Below are 20,247 nucleotides of genomic sequence, written 5' to 3'. Positions count from 1 at the left end.
ACTATTAACCAATAACAAATTTTCAAATAACTAATCACCAAACCATGTGGATAGCTGATTCGTACGCCAAAATAAACCTGGGACTTCATGTGTTAGAGCGGCTGCCAACTGGCTACCATCGCATAGAAACAGGCTTCTGTTTTTTGGATTGGCGCGACCACTTTGAGGTTGAGCAGGCACCCGAGATGAAGCTCGAAATTGATAGTTCCGGCGATCAGGATATTCCCACCGATGAGAGCAACCTGATCAACAAAGCTATTGCTGCCCTGGATCGCTATGTGGGACTGCAGCACAATTACCTGATCCGCGTGGAGAAACGCATTCCGGCGGGCGCAGGTCTTGGCGGGGGCAGTAGTAACGCCGCCCTGACCCTTCGTATGTTCAATAAAATCGAAGACTTAGGTCTTAGTGATGATGAGCTTATTGATCTGAGTCGCGATTTGGGCGCTGATGTTCCCTTCTTTATCAAAGGGAAAACCGGGATTGGGCACGGCATAGGCCATGAAATTGAGGAGCTGGATATCCAGCCAGACTATCCCATTGTAACTTGTTTTCCAGACGAGTCGAGTAGTACGCCCGAGGCGTATCGGTACTGCCAGCCGAACCCTGAACCTGATTTCGACCTCAAGAAGACACTGACCCAAACGGAGCTCGATGAATGGCGGTATGAGCTGGTCAATGATTTGGAGCAGACCGTCTTCCCCCGGATCCATGTGGCGGGGAATCTGAAAGACCAGATGTATGAATTTGGAGCGCTTTACGCATCCATGACGGGCAGCGGTTCCGCCGTTTATGGTGTTTTTGAACAGGAGTTTGTAGCAACAGAGGCCTACAAGGGATTGTTGGAGCTGGAGCTACCTTGCAGTCTTACCCCTGCGGGTTTTACGCCCGACTATGGAATCTATCGTAAAGGGTGAAGGAGTTGAGAGTGTTTTAAACTTAAGCTTTACTAAACTTTCGAAGTTTAGTAAAGCTTACAGAGTGGCATTCCACAGGGCCTGTCTTCCTTCTCCTCCGACCATTCGGGGTTTCAGACTCTCAACGATCCATGTCAATCTTTTCAAGGAGATCCTGAACTGAATTCAGGATGACAAGTGTAGTTTGGCAAAGTCCCTACTTGAGGCCCCAAAAACGTATTGTCTACCACTATTTTATCTGTTTATGTTCACTATCTTTACCATTGATTCTATTCATACTTTAAACAATATTCAGGCCTGCTCCAGAGGCAAAATCGAAAAAACATCAAAAAAATTAACAAATTAATAATTAGCAATTTTGTTAATAATTACTCATCCTTGACCTTTGGTTTTTAATCTTTTTATAAGAAATAGGTAAATAATATGAGCACGGGCACAGTTACGAATCCCCGAACAGGTATGGATGTAGATGCCTTCCGGGAAGATATTAAGCAGCACCTGCATTACACCCTGGCAAAAGATCAATATTCGTTAACCGAATGGGATAGCTACCAAAGCGTGGTGTTGGCGGTGATGGATCGTTTGCATGACCGATGGATCGATACACAGCAGCGTTATTATAACGAAAAGTCCAAGCGGGTTTACTACTTGTCCATGGAGTACCTGATTGGACGGCTTCTGGATAATATGCTCATCAACCTGGGCGTGCAGGATGTGGCGGCCGAAGCTATTGAAGAACTTGGCTTCGACTATGACAAAATTCGCGCAGCCGAAGTGGATGCCGGTCTGGGCAATGGCGGATTAGGACGTCTGGCAGCCTGCTTCCTCGACTCAATGGCTACACTGGGCGTTCCGGCTATTGGCTACGGGATCCGGTATGATTACGGGATTTTCGACCAGGATATTAAAGATGGCTGGCAGATCGAAAAGCCCGACCAGTGGCTGCAGTATGGATATCCCTGGGGCGTTGCACGCCCATTAAAGAAAAAGTATACCGTACAGTTTTATGGAGATACGACGGCTACTAAAGATAGTAGCGGGCGTCTTCACTTCGACTGGACCAATACGCATAACGTCAATGCCCTTGCTTATGATACACCCGTTCCGGGTTTCCAGAATGGCATCGTTAATAATCTGCGGCTCTGGAAGGCTACCTCGGATGAAGGTTTTGACCTGAAAAGTTTTAACCAGGGCGATTATATCAATGCGGTGCGGAATAATATGCTTGAAGAAAATATTTCGCGCGTGTTATATCCTAATGACAAGGTTTTTAAAGGTCAGGAGTTGCGACTCAAGCAAGAGTACTTCTTGGTGTCAGCTTCGTTGCAGGACGCCATGAGTCGGTTCAAAAAGCAGTTTGATGATTTCCGAAAAATTCCGGACCAGATGGCCATCCAGTGTAATGATACCCATCCGAACTTAGCGATCCCTGAATTTATGCGCATGCTGATGGATCAGGAAGGGCTGGAATGGGAGCCGGCATGGGATATCGTAACGGAGACCATCAGTTATACTAATCATACGCTGATGCCCGAGGCACTGGAAAAGTGGCCCCTGTCACTGATGTCGAACCTGTTGCCGCGACATACCCAAATTATTCGCGAGATTGATCGTCGTTTCCTGCAGTCCATTGAAGTAGAGAGTGATAAAAGCAGTCAATCGGATAAAAAAGATCGTATGCGCATCATAAGCAACGAGATGAATGCCCGTGTTCGAATGGGGCGTCTGGGTATTGTAGGTGCTAAAAAGGTGAATGGCGTTTCTGAGCTGCACAGTAATTTGATGAAAAAGACCATCTTTAAAGATTTTGCCCAGGAGTATCCCGATAAATTTACGAACGTAACGAATGGAATTACGCCCCGCCGCTGGCTCCGACAGTGCAATCGTAAACTGGCGGACCTGATTTCGGATCGTATTGGAGATGATTGGGTAACGCATTTGAGTCAGCTGAAGCAAGTAGAGCAGTTTGCTGATGATCCTGAATTCAAGGAATCGTTTGAGCAGATTAAGCTTGAGAACAAGCAGAAGCTGGCAGACTATATTAAGAAAACGGAGGGCGTGACTGTCGATCCTCACTCCATTTTTGATATCCAGATTAAGCGTATCCATGAGTACAAGCGTCAACTGATGGCGGTCTTCCATATGATTACGCTTTATAATAGGTTGAAGGAGAATCCCAATGCGGATATAGAGCCACGAACCCTGCTTTTTGCAGGTAAAGCTGCGCCGGGATATACGATGGCCAAGCTGCATATAAAGTTAATTAGTAATGTGGCAGAGATGATCAACAACGACCCGGAGGTAGCGGATACTCTTCGTTTGCTCTTCTTGCCAAACTACAGCGTAACTTTGGCTGAGAAAATGATTCCCGCGGCGGACTTGTCGGAACAGATATCCACGGCCGGAATGGAGGCATCCGGAACGGGCAATATGAAGTTTGCCCTTAACGGTGCCTTAACTATTGGCACCCTGGATGGAGCCAATATTGAAATCCGGGAGCAAGTGGGTCCGGAAAATATCTTTATCTTTGGTCTAACAGTAGATGAAATAGAAGAGATACGGCAGAATGGGTATGATCCCGAAAAGATTTGTGAGGCTGACAAAGAGTTAAAGAAGGTCATTGATCAAATTCATAAAGGATACTTTAGCCCCGAGCAGCCCGACCTTTTCCACCCGATAACCAACGCTTTGTTGAAGGAGAAAGATTATTTTATGGTCTTGGGCGACTATCGTGCCTATGTAGACAAGCAAGGCGAGGTAGAGCAGGTCTTTAAAGATAAAGACGAGTGGTTCCGCAGAGCGATTGTTAATACTGCGAACATGGGACACTTTTCTTCAGACCGTTCCATTCAGGATTACTGCGAGCGGATATGGGATGTTGAAGTTTAAGGCGTTTTAGGGAATAGGGTATAAAGGGAATAAGCTGCTTTATACCCCTATTCCTTAAATTTTGTATATTTAATTGTATGCTCAAGCAAAATTTAAGTTGTTATGGAAGGTAAAAATACAACTGTTTTATCAGAGAATATCTATTTTTTAACTTCAGCGCTGTCACGGAAGCTTTCAGGACAGGCGGATGAAGCCTTTGCGACTCTCGGCTTGTCCTCCTCTCATGCTCTCATTCTGGTGCTGGTTGACAATGAGCCTGGAGTGCGCCCAAGCCAGTTGGCACAAAAGCTTTACCTAAAGCCTTCAACCATCACCCGCTTGGTACAGAAGCTGGAACGGCGCGAACTGGTAACGAAAGAAGCTGAAGGGCGAGAAAAGTCAATTGTGTGTACAAGTAAAGGAGAAGAGCTGGCTGTCGAGGTGGAGAAAACCTGGCAGCAGTTGTTGAAGCAAAAAGAGGCTGAACTCGGCGAACGCTATGTGGCTGTTCTGTCGGAAATGATAAGTAAAGCTATAGAGGAAGTATAAGCAGGCTTTGCAAAGCCTGCTATAAGATTATGTTACACTCATTTACATTTCAAAATAGATAGAACATATGAAAAGAAGTACTCAACAGATAAGTGAGCTATTGAATAATAAATCCTCTGTTTATTCAGCTACATTTATTTTCCGATTGAAGAATCAGGATTCAGAGTTTGAGCGCTTGAATGATATCATAGACCAGGTTGCCAACGCTAATCCGGGATTTTTGGGTAAAGAGGGATGGTCGAACAACGAAGAAAACAAAAGATCGGTCGTTTACTACTGGTATAGCTTAGATGCCTTAAAAAGGTTTTCAAATTATCCCGACCATCAGAAAGCGAAACAAAAGTACAAAAAGTGGTATAGCGGCTATGAAGTTATCATTTCAAAAGTAATAACAGTTAAATCTGATGATGGTCTATAACTGGTTGTGCTTTTATCACAAGCTGATGTTATAATAGATTAGTACAATACGCAGCCCACCATTTTTTTAGTAAATGGCATAAACCAATCGAGGATTAGCCCACCTAAACAAACGGTTAATAACGTTCCGATGCCAATTGGTCCATTTAAAGCCAATGCCAATATCAGGAATACCAGATAAATGAATGTTCTTGAAAAAAATAGGCTTGTTCTGGCTAATTCCTGTATGGTCAATGTTAATCGATCGATAGGTATGGGGACAAAATTTGTTTGCAAGTACATTGCCGTTCCTAATCCTATAACAACTAATCCAATACCAAAACAAATTGCTTGGCTAAACCACAGGTTAGGTGTGATCGTATTGTGAAATAGAAAAAGCCACATATCAATCCCAACCCCCGTTACAAAAGCTGTTACTAACCCCAGTATTTCTGGCTTGTCTCTTTTTAGCAATGAATCACAACCTATTAATAAGGATGATATTATTATTTCCCAACTTCCCACCGTAAGGCCGATGTTCTTTGCCAGTCCGACCAAAAGAGCATCAAATGGGGAAGTTCCAAGGTTGGATTGTATAGTTAAAGAAATGCCAAGTGTTAGGATTAAAATTCCTAATACATAAAAGAAATACTTCATATTAATCGTCCTCCATTTATTTTTGTTGCAAATGCAACATTTAAAATTTATATTAGAGTAATGGCATTTTGTTGCAATTACAACATTAAGGCGCAACGGTATTATGAGTACAATTCTCCGAGAAATTGGAATGATTGCACGAGCGTTAGATTCGATAAGCAATATTGAGTTTAAGGAACTTGATCTGGCAAAAGGGCAATATTTATATCTTGTTCGGATATGTGAACATCCCGGCATCATCCAGGGAGAGGTAGCTAAGATGATAAAAGTAGATCGAACAACCGCTGCCCGGGCAATCAAAAAGCTTGAAATGAATGGCTTTATCGAGAAAAGAGGGGATAAACATAATAGAAAAATAAACAGGCTCTTCCCTACCGAGAAAGGAGAAGATGTTTATTCCTTCATAAAAAAGGAAAATGATTATTCTGAAGACGTTGCATTGGAGGGACTTACCAAAGATGAGGCTAAAACTCTTTTTTACCTCCTTCAAAGAGTAAGAAAAAATATAGAAAAGGACTGGGAATTTGTGAAAAAAGGAAACAAGCGCACCTACTGATTATTAAAGCATGCTCCAGCCAACTGATGAAGCGAAATGGTTTCGTTACATAGATAATCCTTTAAATAAAAACTGCTAATTAAAATACTAACCCTATCAATGGATCTGGATTTTAAGACTTGTACATTATCTGATGTTGAACTTCTTTCTGAAGTAGCTAAAGAAACATTCCATGAAACATTTGCGGATACGAATAGCTCCGAAACAATGAATGCATATCTGGAATCTTCATTTAATAAAGAGCAACTTAAAAAAGAAATAAGAAATCACAATTCCCTTTTTTTATTTCTATATAGCAATGGAGAACTGGCTGGGTATCTTAAGGTCAATGAAAAGGATGCACAGACAGAATTCCAGGAAAAGGACGGGTTAGAAATAGAGCGGATATACCTCAGAAAAGAGTTTCAAGGCCAAGGCCTCGGTAGCTCACTATTGGAAAAAGCTATTTCTATCGCTACTGACCGAAATAAAAAATATGTCTGGTTGGGAGTATGGGAGCATAATGAAAAGGCTATTTCTTTTTATGAACACAAGGGTTTTGCGAAAACCGGGAGCCATACGTTCTTAATGGGTGAAGAGCAACAGATAGATTACATAATGCGAAAAGAGCTTAACTGAAAATTGGATATAACGACCGCTGTCGATAAGGACAGGAGGATTAATTTCTATTTGTTTTTTCAATGTTGTATTGCCACTTAAGAATAATATAAATCACTAACTAAGTATTAGAGGGCTTTGTAAAACTTCCTTTTTATTGGGCTTTTCAAGCGTTCACGCTTGAAATAAATGTTTGCAAGGTGCTAAGCATGGACGCTTAGCACAGCCATTAGTATATATTGGTTTTGCAAAGGTCTCTATTAGCATTTATCGCAAAGAGCTGTCGTCTATTCATACTTAGCTGCTATCTCTGATAATCGTTTGTCAATTTCTTCTTTGGAGAGCCAGTTTCCGCGGTACATGACTCCTGCAATTGAACTTGAATTGGATATGTCGTCCAATGGATTTTCTTCAAGCAGCACCATGTCTGCCACTTTGCCTTCGGCGATAGTACCTCGATCTTGCGTTTTACCAAGATATTCTGCAGGATTTACGGTACCGGTTTGAATTGCTTCATACGGGGTGAGTCCGGCTTCGACAATATAGCGCAACTCGTGATGCACTGAGAAACCCGGTACATTAAAGATTTGTGGGGCATCAGAACCGAGCAGAAGTCCGGCATCGGCCTCATGCAGGGTTTTTAGAATATCCCGCCGAAGCTGCAGGTACTGCTCAGCCAGTTCGGTGGTAAAGCCTTCATGGCCGGTGATCGACTGTTTGCTGCCAATCCAGTTGTTGACCATTTCATCAGGCATATACTGAAATTCAGGTCGTTGGGACAGTTCTTCGGGAGAATCGGGGCCCAGCACGTGCTCTGACAAAGCCTGGGTAGGCACATTCCATGTACTAGCCTCTGCCGTCATTTGGGCTACTTCTTGTATCCTGTCACGATTTATATAGGGCGTTAGATGCATCCCGAAATAAATAACACCGGGATCTTCTACCTCTTGTATGCTGGAACTATCGGTAACCAAAGCCTCGACATATTTATCCAGGTGGTCGATGGTGGTTTGGCCCGCTTCCAGTGCTCGCTGGAGTCCTACAGAGGCTGGGATGTGACCCGAAAACTCAATGCCTGCCGCATTCGCCTCATCAGCAATGGCATTATATTCTTCCAAAGAGGGACCCGGAAATATTTTTAGAAAATTATAGCCTGCTTCATGTTGGTCACGTACTCTTTGACGTGCTTGTTCAGTACTTTCTATGTTACCGCCAAAGCCGGGGCCCGAAGTGTAAATATGTGGACTCAGAAGTTCATTTTGTGCGGCTTGCTCTCGTAATTTAAGATGAAGCGGGTCCCCGAGCATACCGCGTATAGTCGTGATGCCATTGGCAAGATAAAGAAACAATACATCGTCAATATATTCACGGCTAGCATCTCTGGATGGAATGTGAGCATGCATCTCAGCGAGTCCGGGGATCAGGTATCCGCCATTACCATCAATGCGTTCAACGGTGTCTGCCACCGCTACCTCTCCTCTCTTAATAACTTGTTGGATGCGATCATCTTTAATCAGTACTGAACGGTCTTGTTGTATTTCTTCATCCCCCATAGAGATTACATGGACGTTCTCTATCACTTTATCCACATCCAGAATTTCTTGTGATGAACAGCCTATGAATAATCCCGTTACTATCAGAAATGCTAATCGGTATACCATAACTTTATCCCTCTTATTTATTTTAACAGACTAAGGTATAGTTGGAAAATATGGTCAGTTTCCCAAATTAATTTTTCGCCACAGGGGCCTTATCCCTTGCGAACTACTTTGTTTTGAGAGTTAAGGTAAAGGTGGTCTTCATAGCAGTATCGCCAGGTTTCTTTCGGTTCGATTGAACGTATGAGCGGATGACCGGTTTGCTGGTAATGCTGCCGGGCATGTTTGTTTTTGGATGAATCGCAACAACCCACATACCCACAAATGAGACACATTCGCAGGTGGACCCACCTATCCCCTTCCTCAAGGCAATCCTCACAAACATTTGTATCCGTTTTAGTAGTTTCGATCAGGTTAAGATGTGTACAGTTCATAGCTTGTCAAGATGTTAGTTCTGGATTTAAAATGATGTCACTTGGCGAACCATCATCACCCAGGCTTAATTCGGCTAACTTACGGCCAGCCTGGGTAATTGGTAAACATACGGCACTTGCCCCTGCCTTGCTCAATGCCTGATGTTCAGCTTCTTGCATGGTCAGAGCTAAGATAGCTCCCTGATAGCTATTAGCACGCATGAATTGGGTGGCATTTATTTTAGCCTCCGGTGTCCCAATGGCTAAAATAACGGATTGTATATTCCCCAAATCCATATTTTGCCAAAGTTCTACATCTTGCATATCTCCATAAATGACACGTCTGCCATTAGCAATATTTTGTTGGATTCGAGCAGGATCAATATCCATGCCCACAACGTGTTTATCAGCCTTTCTTAGGCGATCGTAGGCGGCTTGGCCTGCACTGCCCATCCCAATAACCAGGTACTCAGCTGTACCCAAAGACAACGTTTGATGTTCCGGGTGACGGACATCACGTTCGTATTTAACAAGGGATGTCTCAAGCTTTTGCCAAAGATCTTCTTCCCAGATCGACAAGGGCGCATTCAGTGCAAAGGAAACGGCTGTAAGGAGGGCAAAGGCCACAACGACGCCCTCCGGGATAAAACCAGCAGAGGCTGCAACAGACCCAGCGATTAGGGTAAATTCGCTATAGGAAGTCAGCGAGGTTGTTGCAATAAAAGAGGTGCGCGCACGGAGTTTAAACGTCAGCATCAGGGCAAAGAATAGGACCGATTTTAGCGGTAAGAGGGCCATCGCAGCTAATGCCAGATATAAATCCTGTAAGCCGGGGAGGCCTGCCAGTCCTACTTCGAGGAAAAATCCCACGAGGAACGCTTCTTTTAAGCCCCATAATTTTTTGGCTAATTCATCTGCAGCGGTATGTCCGGATAAAAGCATGCCAGCCACCAGGGCGCCCAGCTCTGATGATAACCCCAAGGACTCAAAAAGCGCTCCCCCACCGACGGCCAGCATCAGGGCAAAGAGTAGCTTAAGTTCTTCTTCACTGCTTAATTCAACCAGTTTTATAGCTACAGGACGCAGTAGTGGAAGTAGAAGCAAGGCTATGCTCCAGGGTGATGGCGCGGCACCACTGGTTAATCCCAATAAAATAATAGCTACGATATCCTGCAGGATAAGGATGCCTATGGCAACCCGTCCGTGGTAAGCTCCCAGTTCATCGCGTCGCTCCAGGTTCTTAGCCGTAAGCACGGTGCTTGAAAAGCCTAACACAATGGCGATGATGAGTGAAGCCGAAAAAGGATATCCAAAGCTTAGCGCAATGGGCACAAAGATAGCGGTGCTTATAAGCAAATGGATGCCACCGGTACCAAGAACTTCGATTTGGATGATATTCTTAAGCCTGAGGTGTAATCCTACGGTAAAAAGAAGAAAGAGCACGCCGAGATGAGCAATTTCATGAAGGGCGGTCCCGGCTTCATACCCATAAGCTGACAGCATTCCACCTGCCGCCAGGTATCCAACCAAAGGCGGTAGTTTGATTTGAGAGAACAGCATCCCAAATATAAAGGCCATACCAATCCAGAGAATGTCCATACTATCAATATCCCATTCAGGCAATTACATTGTAGGCAACCACAGGGTGTAGAGTCGCATTATCCTATGATTGAACCCGGTTTTATTGATAGTAGTGAACTTTCGTTTACTAATCCAATAGTAACATTTAAAAGTCAAGGCTCGTGATTGAGAACCTTGACTTTTCTTTGCAATTGCTAAGTCAAATACCGAATGAAACTTATCAGGATATGCTATTTAAATCCTTGGGGCGCCTTATCTGCCAAAATAAAAAATAGTTTAACTAACTTGTTAGTTCTTTAAGTTCTGCTTCAATACGATGGCGTTGCTCTTCCAGCCAGCCAGGCAGTTTTAGTTCCGTGCCGAGAGCATCAAGCGCTTCATCTTTTGTAAAGCCCGGTGGATCCGTTGCTATTTCAAAAAGGACTCCTCCGGGTTCGTGAAAATAAACGGACTTAAAGTACCCACGGTCTTTCACCTCGGTCAAATAATATCCCTTCTCAGCCAAGCGCCTGCGGATGGATTGCTGGTGGTTTTCATCTTCTGCCCGGAAAGCCACATGATGGACGGTGCCCCTGCCCGATCGCCCATTGGGTTCAAACTGGTCAATGATTTCAACAACGGCACCGAAATCACCTTCTGCTTCATACAGATACCTACTATCTAACTGATTGGTTAGTGTAAAGCCGAGGTCTTCTTCCAGTAAACGTCCGGTTTGCTGATAACTCTTTTCAGCAAGGGTTACGCCGTGGATGCCCCGAATAGCATGTTCGGCCGGAACAGGGCCGCCGCTCCAGCCATCCAGTGTATCAGCTTTTGGATCAAAAACGAGCTCAAGATGCAGTCCATCGGGATCTTGCAAGCCAATGATCTCTTTGCCAAATCGTTCAAAGGTAGAGCCAAAATTGATATTGTGCTTCCTTAGGTAGTCTGTCCAAAACGCTTTGGATTCTGTTGGCACCAAAAAGGATACAGCTACCGCTTGTCCCCGATCTGGTTGGCCACTCTGTAGCTCTTCCCAGGGAAAAAAGGTAAGGATCGTACCCGGTTGACCAGACTCGTCTCCATAATATAAATGATAGACTGTAGGATCATCGAAATTAACGGTCTTCTTTACGAGTCGTAGTCCCAATAATTGGGCATAGAAACGATAGTTTCGCTGAGCATCGCCTGCAACAGCTGTGATATGGTGTATGCCTGAAGGTGCCATATTAAATAGGTTGATTAAAAATGCTTTTATTTAGTTAATGGTTACTAATATATTCGGTGACAAATCCAATTTTATGCCATAAAGTGCCGTTTAGAGCCTCCTGTAAGTATATACTGTTCATAGTTATAAGTATAAACACCTTATAGTAGTAAGGATAAGCTCCTTATAGTTATAAGGATAAACATATTATAGTTATAAGGAACAACTACTGCTCATAACTAGCAAAGATATACTTTTGGAGGTACGAATTGCGAAATTTGCCATTGGGATCATACTGCATTAAAAGTTCTTTGAAGTGGGCTATTTTTGGATATCGGCTGGCGATAGTTAAAGCATTCATCGTAAAAACTTTTCCCCAGTGAGGACGTACTTCATAGGGAGCAAGCGTTTCTTCAATGACCGGCAGTATCTTCTTTACGGCTTTTGGTTTTTGTTTCCAGGTAAAATGGAAAGCAACAGAGGGACGTTTGTAGCAGGGACTCATCCAAAGGTTATCGCCGGCAATGGTTCTGATTTCTGACGTAAGCAGATGTGGCGTTATTTGGTCCCCAAGGGCAAAAAGTTTCTTCATGGCCTCGTAAGCATGCTCTCGGGGAACGAAAAATTCGGATTGCAGCTCCTCGCCGGCACTGGGCGTAAAATCCATGCGGAAATGAGGCAGTCGCTGATGCCAGGGACCGGGAATGCCTAACTGTGGCGTGCAATGTTCCGCGGATACCCCATCAATGGGATGCATATTTTTGTCAGCCAGTGCAGCATCAAAAAGGGTAGGTTCAGCTTGAGTAGTGTTCCCCTCTTCAACCTGTTCCTTTATCCAAACTTGATTAATTGTTTCATTTCGCCAATCGGTAAAGAAACTGACGCTGTATCCACTGGACATGATGTCATCAAAATGCTGCTCCAGGTGTTTTGCAGAAAGATCCAGGTAGACATTTTGTTTAACCTTGTAGGTGGGCTTGATATCCAGTGTGATTGCCACCACGGCTCCCAGTCCACCAAGTCCAACAACTGCTCCTTTAAATGCCTCTTCATTTTTTTTCGCACTAAAGGTAACCAGATTACCATTTGCCGTAACAATCTCCATAGCTGAAACAGCCGTTGCCAAATTACCATTGTGGATGCCCGATCCATGGGTGGCCGTGGCACAGGCGCCCGGAATTGAAATATGAGGAAGCGAGGCCAGGTTATGCAGGGCATATCCTTTATCCTGGAGATAAACAGCCAGCTCACCATAGTTCATGCCGCCGCCTACGGTCGCCTGGCGCTTCTCTTCATCCAATTGTATAACATCGTTGATATTAGCGAGCGAAAGCAAATCGTGTTCACAATCCGCTATGCCGTTAAAGGAGTGCCGTGAGCCGAGCACCCGCATGTGATTACTCTGTTGGATGAGCTCCCGGACCTGATCGGTTGTATCCGGTTGATAAAGACGACGGGCCTGATACTGATAGTTCTTCGCCCAGTTTTTGCCTATAGAATGCTTGGGAATGTCGGAATTCACGTATGTCTTTTTAGCGGATTAGGATTTGCCGTATACGGGGATAATTCCGCCGCGTGTAACCTGATTGACAGGAGAAATAAGATAGGCTATTTGTTGGGCCAGATCACCAGTTTTGGGCCACTGGGTGTAGTCGGCATCGGGCATAGAGTCCCGGTTTTGAGGAGTATCAATAATAGAAGGAGCAATAGCATTGACCAGGATGTTCTCATCCACCACCTCCGCGGCCAGGGATTCCGTAAGTGCCGCCACCCCGGCTTTGGCAACGGTGTAGGCCGTCATGCCTTTGCCCTGTCGGGGTTCTATACCCGGGCGAGAAGCAATATTGACAATACGTCCACCTCCCTGGTCAGACTCGCGTATCCAGTGCACAGCCGCCCGGCAGGCATTGTAGCAAGTAACGGTATTCATCTGCAACTGTTTGTTGAAATCGTTCAGCGGGGTATCGGCTATGTTGCCCATCCCAAAGCCACCGGCAATATGGATGGAGGCCCACAGCGATCCCTGCTGCTCAACAGCTTCGGCATAAAATGTTTGGGTCTGCTCTTCATCAGTAAGATCGATCCCTGCTTGACAGAAGGCGTCCTCATTATTTTTGAATGTGAATGATTTCAACTCATCGTCATTATAGCAGGGCACACTACAGCTAGCTCCGGAATCCTGTAACAGTTTTACGACGGCTGTTCCAAGTGCACCGGCGCCCCCGGTAACAACGACATGTTTATCCTTTAAATCAGGTTGCATAACAAAGCATTTATTTGGAGATGTAATGGTATAAGGACAAACCTAACGAAATCGTTTGTTGCAATCATCCTAAAAGAGGATGGATAATCCCGGCCCAAAGATAGCTCCGTATTAGTATGCTACCGTAAATCGGTCATTAATGTAGTCCTCATTTTTTAATTCGTCGAGAAAAGCAACAGCAAGATCTTCGGCCGAAATTTTGCTTTCTCCGTTGTCATCAAATACCGGATGTTCCGTCCCTATACGATAGTTTCCGGTTCGGCCCGTGTCGATACCCGGGTGCATCAGGATAGCAGGACTCAGAAACGTCCATTTAAGTTGCTCTTCTTTACGAAGATAGGTGAGGTAATCACGCGCAGATTTTGCTCCTTCTTTCCATTCTTCCGGGAAGTCGGGCTGATCGACCAGCTGTTCACCGGACTCATTATACAGGCTACCGGCCCCGCCAATGACAAGGTATCGTTTTACGTTCGCTTTTTTTGTTGCTTCCTGGATGGCTTTGGAGCCGCTGAGATAATCCTCATATAAATTCGGATTTTCCCACCCGGCATTAAAAGAGCTTAGGACCGCGTCATGACCTTCCAACACGTCGGCGAGGTCATCAACATTGGTAGCATCCACCGATACAGCCGTAACAAGTTCATTTTTGTCATCAATTTTATCCGCATTACGTGCTATAGCGGTGATTTTGTGATTTCGTCGGATGGCTTCTTGAACAAGAGCAGAGCCTACAAATCCTGAAGCTCCAATGATAGCAATTTTCATAACAATCTAAGTTAAATTAAGAATTAATTGTAATAGTTAATGTTACAGTTATGGGTAAAAAAATTAGGCGAACTGCCGGCTAAATTCGGCCAGGGTTCGTTCGCCAAGTCTCGACATTAGAATATCCTCAGTCTCTTGGTATAAGTCCGAGAGATGGTCATTTATTTCTTTCCCCACCGGACAGTGAGGATTGGGATGATCCCGTTTTGAACCCAGTGCCGGCGTCTGGCGGACCGCTCGATAAACATCCGATAATTTTATGGCATCAGCAGGTTTGGCCAGGCTGCTCCCTCCATATTTTCCGGCTTTGCTTTCCACCAATCCGTGTGCATTAAGATTACTCAATTCTTTGCGCACCATGGCCGCATTGGCGTTAATACTGCCGGCAAGATACTTGGAAGACAGTCGTTCTTTGCCCGAATGGTCCAGAAGCGTAAGAATATGGATGGCTATTGCAAAACGTGTATTATTCATAACTGTAATAAATTAACTTACAGTTAAGGTAGTGAATATTTCTTTGATTATAAAATATGGTTGTCAAACTCTATCGGAGAAAAAAGTTAGAAATGTTTATGCTCTCGCTTGACATTTAAAGTTACCCACGCCTTTATTTGTATTTGTTCTAAATAAAAATTGAAGATCTCTTATTACTATTTTATTTTCAGTTCGCATAAAACGTGATTCAAGTATGTCATATGGTTTTGGGGCAACAGGGTTGATGTTCAACTTGGTTTAAAAAAAGAATGATGGTGTTATTACTATTCACAATTTCTGCTTTGCTGTTTTACAGTACATCAAAATACTTTCCTTTTACCATACCGAAGGGCTTGGCCGTAGGTAAGAGGATGCGCAATGGAGCGGCAATGATATTGGTAGTATTCGGAATCATTTTGATGACCCAGGATATGGATACAGCCACAGCCATCGTAGCAGCACTGGTTATGATGATGACCCTGATTCCACTGCTTGTGTTGTCACTTTCTGCCTATCCCAAAAGCTGGATCGGCTGGTTAGTTGTTATAACTGTAATTACCATTATAGATCTGTTTTATTATGCCAGCTAACAAACGTCACCTGGGGAGCAGAATGCAGCGTATCTCAAAAACGCTGGCTGGCATTGTCGGTGGATATCTCATTGCAATGGCCTTTCATTTGGCAATTGGAATTTTCTGGGGAAGTAGCCCCGGCTGGATCCAGACAACAACCTACAGTTCTTTCGCGGTATGGATTGCCGCAATAATAGTAGCATTACTCTTCAAAAAGGCCTGGCAGGTTTGGGCTATATATGGATCCATTATCGTTAGTTGTTCGGTTTTAATTTATCTATTTCGTTGATATGAGATTAAAGGGATTGGGAAGTCGAGCCTATAATGTAATGCATCATGCCCATACGGTAACAGGGATGATGATCAGCTTGGTACTGTTTGTAATTTTCTTTGCAGGGGCCTATACCTTATTTCGTGCGGAAATTGATCAATGGGCCAATCCGGCAGCCCGAACGGAAATGCCGCAGAATTTTGACTATGATCGGGCGATTGAAAATCTGACGGCATCCTATGAACTCGATATGCATGATCCGGTCCGCATTTATCCGCCCCGTACCGGTCATCCAGATGTAGAGCTGTACGCTTCCGTCAAGAATGAGGGTGGCACCCACGATCACATACATGGTCATGTAGACCAGGCAAGCTATCAGATTGAGCTCGAAGATGAGGAGGCCGGTCCGAAAACTACGGTGGGCCAAACGCTTTATTACCTCCATTTTTTGTATCAAATACCGGTCTTAGGGGCATATATTTCTGGTTTTGCGGCCCTGTTCTTTCTGTTAGCCACTGTAACCGGAGTGCTAATTCACTGGCGTAATATTTTTCAGAAATTTTACGCCTTTTTTGTCGGTAAACGCTGGAAACAAATTTGGACGGATGCCCATACCGTGATAGGGGTCATTAGCTTACCTTTCCAGGTGATGTATGCTATAACGGGAGCCCTTTTTTGTTTATCAATTTTCCTGTTATTGCCCAGCGTTATGGTGATGTTCGGAGGAGATCAGGCGCCCGTGCTTTCAACGATCCAGCCGCCCTATGGAATCGAATCGAACGAAGAAGCTCCCACGGATCCAGCGCTGTCTGTCAATGAGCTAACTTCAAATGTAAAGCAAGACTTCCCCGATCATAGCATAAGTCGTATTACATTAAGTAACTATGGTCACAAAGGTGCCATTGCCTCCTTTTATCTTGATGATGAGACTGGATTAATGGGAAGCGGAAGCGTTGCTTATGGGATGACGGACGGTACGTTGATCAAAGAACATAGTCATATACCATATGATAAATCATACGGACAATCGGTATATGCCGTATTGGTAAAGCTTCATTATGCAACCTACGGAAACTGGGTATTGAAAGTTATTTATTTTTTGTTGGCTATGCTGACCTGCTTTATGATCATCAGTGGAATACTGATTTGGCAAACGGCGCGCGACCGCAGCCGCTATTCGGAAAAGCAGAAAAGGTTCCACCATCGGATTACCAAGCTGAACCTGACGGTTTGCATGGGACTCTTTCCGGCCGTTGCAATCCTGTTTATTACCAATAAGTTAGTCCCTATGGATTATGAAGGCCGGGGCATATTGGTGGAACAAATCTTTTTCATTGCCTGGTTGGTACTGGCTGCAATCGGTTGGAAGTGGGATAACTATGGACGTATGAACCGGAATTATTTTCTACTTGGTGGCGCACTTTCCTTTTTAATACCTCTTTTAAACGGAGTAGTTACCGGCGACTGGATATGGCAAAGTTGGCGAACGCTGCCTGCTGTAGCCGGTATTGATATCTTGTGGCTGCTTACCGGCTGTTTGGCTATCTGGACTGCGACAAAGATCACGGTTCATGAGGATACTGTAGATGAGCAAGAGGCTGAATCCAAAGCTAAGTTACAAAGGTCAGTGGTCTGAGGCTCTCCAAAGGTAGTCTCAGGTATAAACTGTTGAATAGATTGTGGAGTAAAGGAATAATTAATTGTGCAGTTAAAATAAAAGAACGGGAAGCTGAGAGCTTCCCGTTTTTTCTGTACCCTTTATAAAGTTGCGACAATGCTGTTTTGTGGGACTAAGACACCGGCTTGGGCTCCCTTCTTTTCTTTCCGCCTGATCTTTTCCAAGGTTTGGCTCTTTTTTGTTTATCCCGCTTGGATTTTCTGCGCTCGCGGTCATACCAGAAGATAAAGCCGCTGATGGGCAAACTTGCAGATACAATACAGGCCAGGAAGGCAATAATCTTTGTCCATATGCCGCCGATGGCGCCAATATGCAGGTCGTAGTTAAGGCGGCTCAGCTGTTCCCCTCCATTGGCTTCAGAAAACGTAGGATCTTTTCTAAGCTGCTTGAGCGAATGCTGTTCGTAATAGGTACTCCGTTGGAGATACCTGTTATGCAGATTGGGATTTACCTGCACGTCCCAGACGCCTTCTTTGCCACGGGGATAAAAGAACCAGACCTGGCTGTCTTCAGTATTAAATCCAGACTGCAAGAGATTATCATATAGCCGATCTTGATCCGGTCTTGCATCTGATGATGCTACCAGCGTAGTATCGGATGTGACCCGCTCTTGGCTGGGGAATTCACCGCCGGAGCCTGTCCAGTAAACCGCCGTCTTAAACCAGCTCATACCGTACACCATGCCGGTTAATCCCAGTATAAGTGCAATGAGCAGTGCATAAAAGCCTACCACATTATGCAGGTCGAGGTTGATGCGGCGCCAGCTGGACTTCCAGCTAATCTTCAGTCCTTTTTTGAGATAACGCATAGACCATCGTTTAGGCCACCAGAGGACCAGTCCACTGATAAGCAGAATCACAAAAATAAGCGTACCATAGGCTACCACCGGTTTTCCAATCCAACGCGGCAGCCACAAGTTATAATGGCCTCCAAGAATAAACCGGAAAAAATCCCCATCGAGGTATCGATTGTGCAGGGGCTCGGCCGTGTAGGGATTCACATAGCCTACCTGGTATTCAGAAGGGTCGGAATAATAGGGCACGACCGCGCTCTTGCCTTCTCCACGGTAGTGTACGCCCCAGACGGAAGGGTAGTCATAGGCATCCTGTACGGCATTCGATAGCTGAGAAGGAGGCAGCATGGTAGCATCCTGAGGCACTTCTACCGTTTGAAAAGGCTCAATAAGCGTTCTGATTTCATCTTTGAAGGTATAAATAGCCCCGGTTATGCTAACGATAAAAACGACAATGCCCGAAAGGAGTCCCAGCCAGAGGTGTAACCAGGCTGATACTTTATATAAAAGCGAGCGATTTCTCTTTTTCTGTGGTTTAAAGCTAAACATGACTGGTTGTTTAATTGTGTTGACCTATTTGAAGCTCACGAATCTTAAACTTGGACTTCTGGTCAATTTCAATTCAGATGATATTTCTAAGTCCATATTTCGTAAAGTTAATGGGTTATCGTTAGGGCTCCCGCGGATCGCGCAGATGACGCAGATTTTGTGGTGCAGGAGAAGATGCTATCTGCGCAATCAGCGTAATTCGCGGGAAATTAGCCCGCAGATAAGCCACAGCCCCGCGGTCAAACGAGACTATGCAAAAGGTTAAATTATTCTGCAGGTTCCAGCTTGTTAATGGAGGTAATGGCACCGCCTTTCACTTCAAGTCCCCGGGTAGCGGTAGCCGAGGCTATATCAATGGCATACACATAACTGCCTTCAAAGACGGTTTCCTTTTCCCCTTCCTCGTTCTCGATGGTGTTGCCGATGGTAATACCGGTGTAAACAGTGCTGCCATCTTCCGATACATAATTATTCATGCTGGTAACATTGAGAATGGATGAAGCGTCCGGTAATCCATTTACCCAGGTAAAGGTTTGATTATGTACGTTGACGATAGCGAAATTATGACCGGTCGTGTAAGGTGCTTTTTCGTCGGCGTCTCTCATCATCAACAAAACATTGCCATCGCCGGCGTATACATGGTCGGTAAGGTAAAATCCATCGGAAGCTTCTTGGATGTTAAAGAAGTAGCTTTGATCGAATTCCATTGCGCCACCGTTGATACGGGTGATGGCGGAAGGCTTTGTAGAAATCATCTGGCCATTATCATCAGTAGCAATAGCTGATGAAAAGGCATAGACATCTCCATTTTCATCCACGGAAAGCCCCTTGGTAAAGTAACGTCCGATAAAACTGGTGCGGTCGTCTTTGATGACTGTTTGCAGTGCCATCTCCGGATACGAATACACTGCAACCCATGCGCTGTCGGGATAAGAGGTGCTAAATGAATTATTGCCTTGCCCCGTAATGGTAGAGAAGGGCATAAATACTTGATCATCGACTTGGGTAAGCCAGGAAGGGAAAGCACCTTCTCCGTTGCCGGCGAGTTCGATGATATCAATCTGGCCTTCATCTGTGAACTGGGAATTTTCTGTGTTTAAGCGATACCAGTAAGCGGTGGGATCATTAATGCTCCGGGGAGCTTTCACCATTAAAACATCATCCTCAATGGGGGCAAATGCCTGTACCGTCTCAGATTGAAAGTCCGAAAGCTCATCGAGTTTGCCATTGCTGTTAAGTTGATAGGTTGTAACGGCGCCCGGGTTACCTTGGCCATAAAGCAGGCTAAAGTATTTATTATTGTTGGTAACATAGTAGCGGTAGGTTCCGTCTTGCTCTTGGCCGCATCCGACCGTGCTAATCGAGCCGGATTCAAGACTTTCAGTGGTCAAAAGGTAATCAGCTACGCCGTCAAGCGCTTGAGGCGTGGCAGCAATGATAAAGTTACCAGACTCCTCACACGAGTCTACTGAACTGGGGTCGCTACAGCTTGTTACAAGCAAGGCAGTCATGAAGATATATATGTATCGGTGTAGAAACTTCATAATTATTAATGTTGGATTTA

At 44.6% G+C, this 20,247-nt stretch carries 20 protein-coding genes and 1 pseudogene; 10 read left to right on the top strand and 11 right to left on the bottom strand.

The annotated features are described in order from the left end of the window. Window positions 1-44 precede the first annotated feature (44 nt). The 4 genes from ispE (at window position 45) to J6I44_RS01265 (ending at window position 4,752) form a co-directional block, all read left to right on the top strand. The gene (gene ispE, locus J6I44_RS01280) at window positions 45-917 is read left to right on the top strand and encodes a 4-(cytidine 5'-diphospho)-2-C-methyl-D-erythritol kinase (RefSeq protein WP_265764124.1); all 873 of its coding nucleotides are present in this window, start codon (window positions 45-47) and stop codon (window positions 915-917) included. A 423-nt stretch (window positions 918-1,340) separates the two neighbouring features. Next, the gene (locus J6I44_RS01275) at window positions 1,341-3,806 is read left to right on the top strand and encodes a glycogen/starch/alpha-glucan phosphorylase (protein WP_265764123.1); all 2,466 of its coding nucleotides are present in this window, start codon (window positions 1,341-1,343) and stop codon (window positions 3,804-3,806) included. A gap of 102 nt (window positions 3,807-3,908) precedes the next feature. Further along, window positions 3,909-4,334, top strand: a complete 426-nt coding sequence (locus J6I44_RS01270; RefSeq protein ID WP_265764122.1) for a MarR family winged helix-turn-helix transcriptional regulator — start codon at window positions 3,909-3,911, stop codon at window positions 4,332-4,334. Window positions 4,335-4,401: 67 nt separating this feature from the next. Beyond that, complete coding sequence (locus J6I44_RS01265) at window positions 4,402-4,752, top strand: antibiotic biosynthesis monooxygenase family protein (RefSeq protein ID WP_265764120.1); 351 nt, start codon at window positions 4,402-4,404, stop codon at window positions 4,750-4,752. A 38-nt stretch (window positions 4,753-4,790) separates the two neighbouring features. Here J6I44_RS01265 and J6I44_RS01260 read toward each other — a convergent pair whose 3' ends face one another. Beyond that, on the bottom strand, window positions 4,791-5,387 hold the full coding sequence (locus J6I44_RS01260) for a YczE/YyaS/YitT family protein (protein ID WP_265764119.1): 597 nt from the start codon (window positions 5,385-5,387) through the stop codon (window positions 4,791-4,793). Window positions 5,388-5,490: 103 nt separating this feature from the next. Here J6I44_RS01260 and J6I44_RS01255 point away from each other — a divergent pair, with 103 nt between their 5' ends. Together J6I44_RS01255 and J6I44_RS01250 are read left to right on the top strand one after the other, a co-directional pair. Continuing rightward, complete coding sequence (locus J6I44_RS01255) at window positions 5,491-5,943, top strand: MarR family winged helix-turn-helix transcriptional regulator (RefSeq protein WP_265764118.1); 453 nt, start codon at window positions 5,491-5,493, stop codon at window positions 5,941-5,943. Between the two features lie 99 nt (window positions 5,944-6,042). Next, window positions 6,043-6,561, top strand: coding sequence for a GNAT family N-acetyltransferase (locus J6I44_RS01250; protein WP_265764117.1), 519 nt, complete (start codon window positions 6,043-6,045; stop codon window positions 6,559-6,561). A 266-nt stretch (window positions 6,562-6,827) separates the two neighbouring features. Here J6I44_RS01250 and J6I44_RS01245 read toward each other — a convergent pair whose 3' ends face one another. The 8 genes from J6I44_RS01245 to J6I44_RS01210 all read right to left on the bottom strand — a co-directional run bounded on the left by J6I44_RS01245 (window position 6,828) and on the right by J6I44_RS01210 (window position 14,820). Then, window positions 6,828-8,201, bottom strand: a complete 1,374-nt coding sequence (locus J6I44_RS01245) for an amidohydrolase family protein (RefSeq protein WP_265764116.1) — start codon at window positions 8,199-8,201, stop codon at window positions 6,828-6,830. Window positions 8,202-8,290: 89 nt separating this feature from the next. Then, window positions 8,291-8,572 (bottom strand): UBP-type zinc finger domain-containing protein, encoded by a 282-nt coding sequence (locus tag J6I44_RS01240; RefSeq protein ID WP_265764115.1) that lies wholly within the window; start codon window positions 8,570-8,572, stop codon window positions 8,291-8,293. Between the two features lie 6 nt (window positions 8,573-8,578). Further along, window positions 8,579-10,150, bottom strand: coding sequence for a cation:proton antiporter family protein (locus J6I44_RS01235; protein ID WP_265764114.1), 1,572 nt, complete (start codon window positions 10,148-10,150; stop codon window positions 8,579-8,581). 262 nt (window positions 10,151-10,412) lie between these two features. Beyond that, window positions 10,413-11,339, bottom strand: a complete 927-nt coding sequence (locus tag J6I44_RS01230) for a ring-cleaving dioxygenase (protein ID WP_265764113.1) — start codon at window positions 11,337-11,339, stop codon at window positions 10,413-10,415. Between the two features lie 205 nt (window positions 11,340-11,544). Further along, window positions 11,545-12,840 carry an FAD-binding protein gene (locus J6I44_RS20730; protein WP_265764112.1) on the bottom strand — a complete coding sequence of 432 codons (1,296 nt, stop codon included), beginning with the start codon at window positions 12,838-12,840 and terminating at the stop codon, window positions 11,545-11,547. A gap of 18 nt (window positions 12,841-12,858) precedes the next feature. Next, window positions 12,859-13,581 (bottom strand): SDR family NAD(P)-dependent oxidoreductase, encoded by a 723-nt coding sequence (locus tag J6I44_RS01220; protein ID WP_265764111.1) that lies wholly within the window; start codon window positions 13,579-13,581, stop codon window positions 12,859-12,861. A gap of 111 nt (window positions 13,582-13,692) precedes the next feature. Continuing rightward, entirely contained in the window at window positions 13,693-14,346 is a 654-nt protein-coding gene (locus J6I44_RS01215) for an NAD(P)-dependent oxidoreductase (RefSeq protein ID WP_265764110.1), read from the bottom strand. A 63-nt stretch (window positions 14,347-14,409) separates the two neighbouring features. After that, window positions 14,410-14,820, bottom strand: a complete 411-nt coding sequence (locus tag J6I44_RS01210; protein WP_265764109.1) for an Rrf2 family transcriptional regulator — start codon at window positions 14,818-14,820, stop codon at window positions 14,410-14,412. A 269-nt stretch (window positions 14,821-15,089) separates the two neighbouring features. Between J6I44_RS01210 and J6I44_RS01205 the strand changes: the two genes are divergently transcribed. From J6I44_RS01205 to J6I44_RS01195, 3 genes are read left to right on the top strand one after another with little or no spacing between them, the layout of a single operon-like run. Then, on the top strand, window positions 15,090-15,410 hold the full coding sequence (locus tag J6I44_RS01205; protein ID WP_265764108.1) for a hypothetical protein: 321 nt from the start codon (window positions 15,090-15,092) through the stop codon (window positions 15,408-15,410). Next, window positions 15,400-15,681, top strand: a complete 282-nt coding sequence (locus J6I44_RS01200) for a hypothetical protein (protein ID WP_265764107.1) — start codon at window positions 15,400-15,402, stop codon at window positions 15,679-15,681. The genes J6I44_RS01205 and J6I44_RS01200 overlap by 11 nt, the downstream gene beginning before the upstream one ends. Before the next feature lies 1 nt (window position 15,682). Then, the gene (locus J6I44_RS01195) at window positions 15,683-17,299 is read left to right on the top strand and encodes a PepSY-associated TM helix domain-containing protein (RefSeq protein WP_265764106.1); all 1,617 of its coding nucleotides are present in this window, start codon (window positions 15,683-15,685) and stop codon (window positions 17,297-17,299) included. 154 nt (window positions 17,300-17,453) lie between these two features. On the opposite strand, the gene J6I44_RS01190 is transcribed toward J6I44_RS01195, so the two are convergent. Further along, window positions 17,454-18,683: a PepSY-associated TM helix domain-containing protein gene (locus J6I44_RS01190; RefSeq protein WP_265764105.1), complete on the bottom strand. Its 1,230-nt coding sequence runs from the start codon at window positions 18,681-18,683 to the stop codon at window positions 17,454-17,456. Between the two features lie 16 nt (window positions 18,684-18,699). On the opposite strand from J6I44_RS01190, the pseudogene J6I44_RS20725 reads away from it, so the two are divergent. Further along, window positions 18,700-18,801, top strand: a pseudogene (locus J6I44_RS20725) (GxxExxY protein); the annotation flags it as partial. 148 nt (window positions 18,802-18,949) lie between these two features. On the opposite strand, the gene J6I44_RS01185 reads toward J6I44_RS20725, so the two are convergent. Continuing rightward, window positions 18,950-20,227, bottom strand: a complete 1,278-nt coding sequence (locus J6I44_RS01185) for a DUF4374 domain-containing protein (RefSeq protein ID WP_265764104.1) — start codon at window positions 20,225-20,227, stop codon at window positions 18,950-18,952. Window positions 20,228-20,247: the final 20 nt, after the last annotated feature.

This window comes from Fodinibius salsisoli, assembly GCF_026229185.1.
Taxonomy (GTDB): Bacteria; Bacteroidota; Rhodothermia; order Balneolales; family Balneolaceae; genus Fodinibius; species Fodinibius salsisoli.
The sequence above is the reverse complement of the archived record's forward strand: the minus strand, read 5'-3'. Positions and strand labels throughout refer to the sequence as shown.

Bases quoted from the DNA above. Each gene is read 5' to 3' on its own strand.
- J6I44_RS01240 (WP_265764115.1), bottom strand. From the start codon at position 8,572: ATGAACTGTACACATCTTAACCTGATCGAAACTACTAAAACGGATACA.
- J6I44_RS01260 (WP_265764119.1), bottom strand. From the start codon at position 5,387: ATGAAGTATTTCTTTTATGTATTAGGAATTTTAATCCTAACACTTGGC.
- J6I44_RS01230 (WP_265764113.1), bottom strand. From the start codon at position 11,339: ATGGCACCTTCAGGCATACACCATATCACAGCTGTTGCAGGCGATGCT.
- J6I44_RS01235 (WP_265764114.1), bottom strand. From the start codon at position 10,150: ATGGACATTCTCTGGATTGGTATGGCCTTTATATTTGGGATGCTGTTC.
- J6I44_RS01250 (WP_265764117.1), top strand. From the start codon at position 6,043: ATGGATCTGGATTTTAAGACTTGTACATTATCTGATGTTGAACTTCTT.
- ispE (WP_265764124.1), top strand. From the start codon at position 45: ATGTGGATAGCTGATTCGTACGCCAAAATAAACCTGGGACTTCATGTG.
- J6I44_RS01205 (WP_265764108.1), top strand. From the start codon at position 15,090: ATGATGGTGTTATTACTATTCACAATTTCTGCTTTGCTGTTTTACAGT.
- J6I44_RS01210 (WP_265764109.1), bottom strand. From the start codon at position 14,820: ATGAATAATACACGTTTTGCAATAGCCATCCATATTCTTACGCTTCTG.
- J6I44_RS01255 (WP_265764118.1), top strand. From the start codon at position 5,491: ATGAGTACAATTCTCCGAGAAATTGGAATGATTGCACGAGCGTTAGAT.
- J6I44_RS01220 (WP_265764111.1), bottom strand. From the start codon at position 13,581: ATGCAACCTGATTTAAAGGATAAACATGTCGTTGTTACCGGGGGCGCC.
- J6I44_RS01200 (WP_265764107.1), top strand. From the start codon at position 15,400: ATGCCAGCTAACAAACGTCACCTGGGGAGCAGAATGCAGCGTATCTCA.
- J6I44_RS01195 (WP_265764106.1), top strand. From the start codon at position 15,683: ATGAGATTAAAGGGATTGGGAAGTCGAGCCTATAATGTAATGCATCAT.
- J6I44_RS01275 (WP_265764123.1), top strand. From the start codon at position 1,341: ATGAGCACGGGCACAGTTACGAATCCCCGAACAGGTATGGATGTAGAT.
- J6I44_RS01270 (WP_265764122.1), top strand. From the start codon at position 3,909: ATGGAAGGTAAAAATACAACTGTTTTATCAGAGAATATCTATTTTTTA.
- J6I44_RS01185 (WP_265764104.1), bottom strand. From the start codon at position 20,227: ATGAAGTTTCTACACCGATACATATATATCTTCATGACTGCCTTGCTT.
- J6I44_RS01245 (WP_265764116.1), bottom strand. From the start codon at position 8,201: ATGGTATACCGATTAGCATTTCTGATAGTAACGGGATTATTCATAGGC.
- J6I44_RS01265 (WP_265764120.1), top strand. From the start codon at position 4,402: ATGAAAAGAAGTACTCAACAGATAAGTGAGCTATTGAATAATAAATCC.
- J6I44_RS01190 (WP_265764105.1), bottom strand. From the start codon at position 18,683: ATGTTTAGCTTTAAACCACAGAAAAAGAGAAATCGCTCGCTTTTATAT.
- J6I44_RS01215 (WP_265764110.1), bottom strand. From the start codon at position 14,346: ATGAAAATTGCTATCATTGGAGCTTCAGGATTTGTAGGCTCTGCTCTT.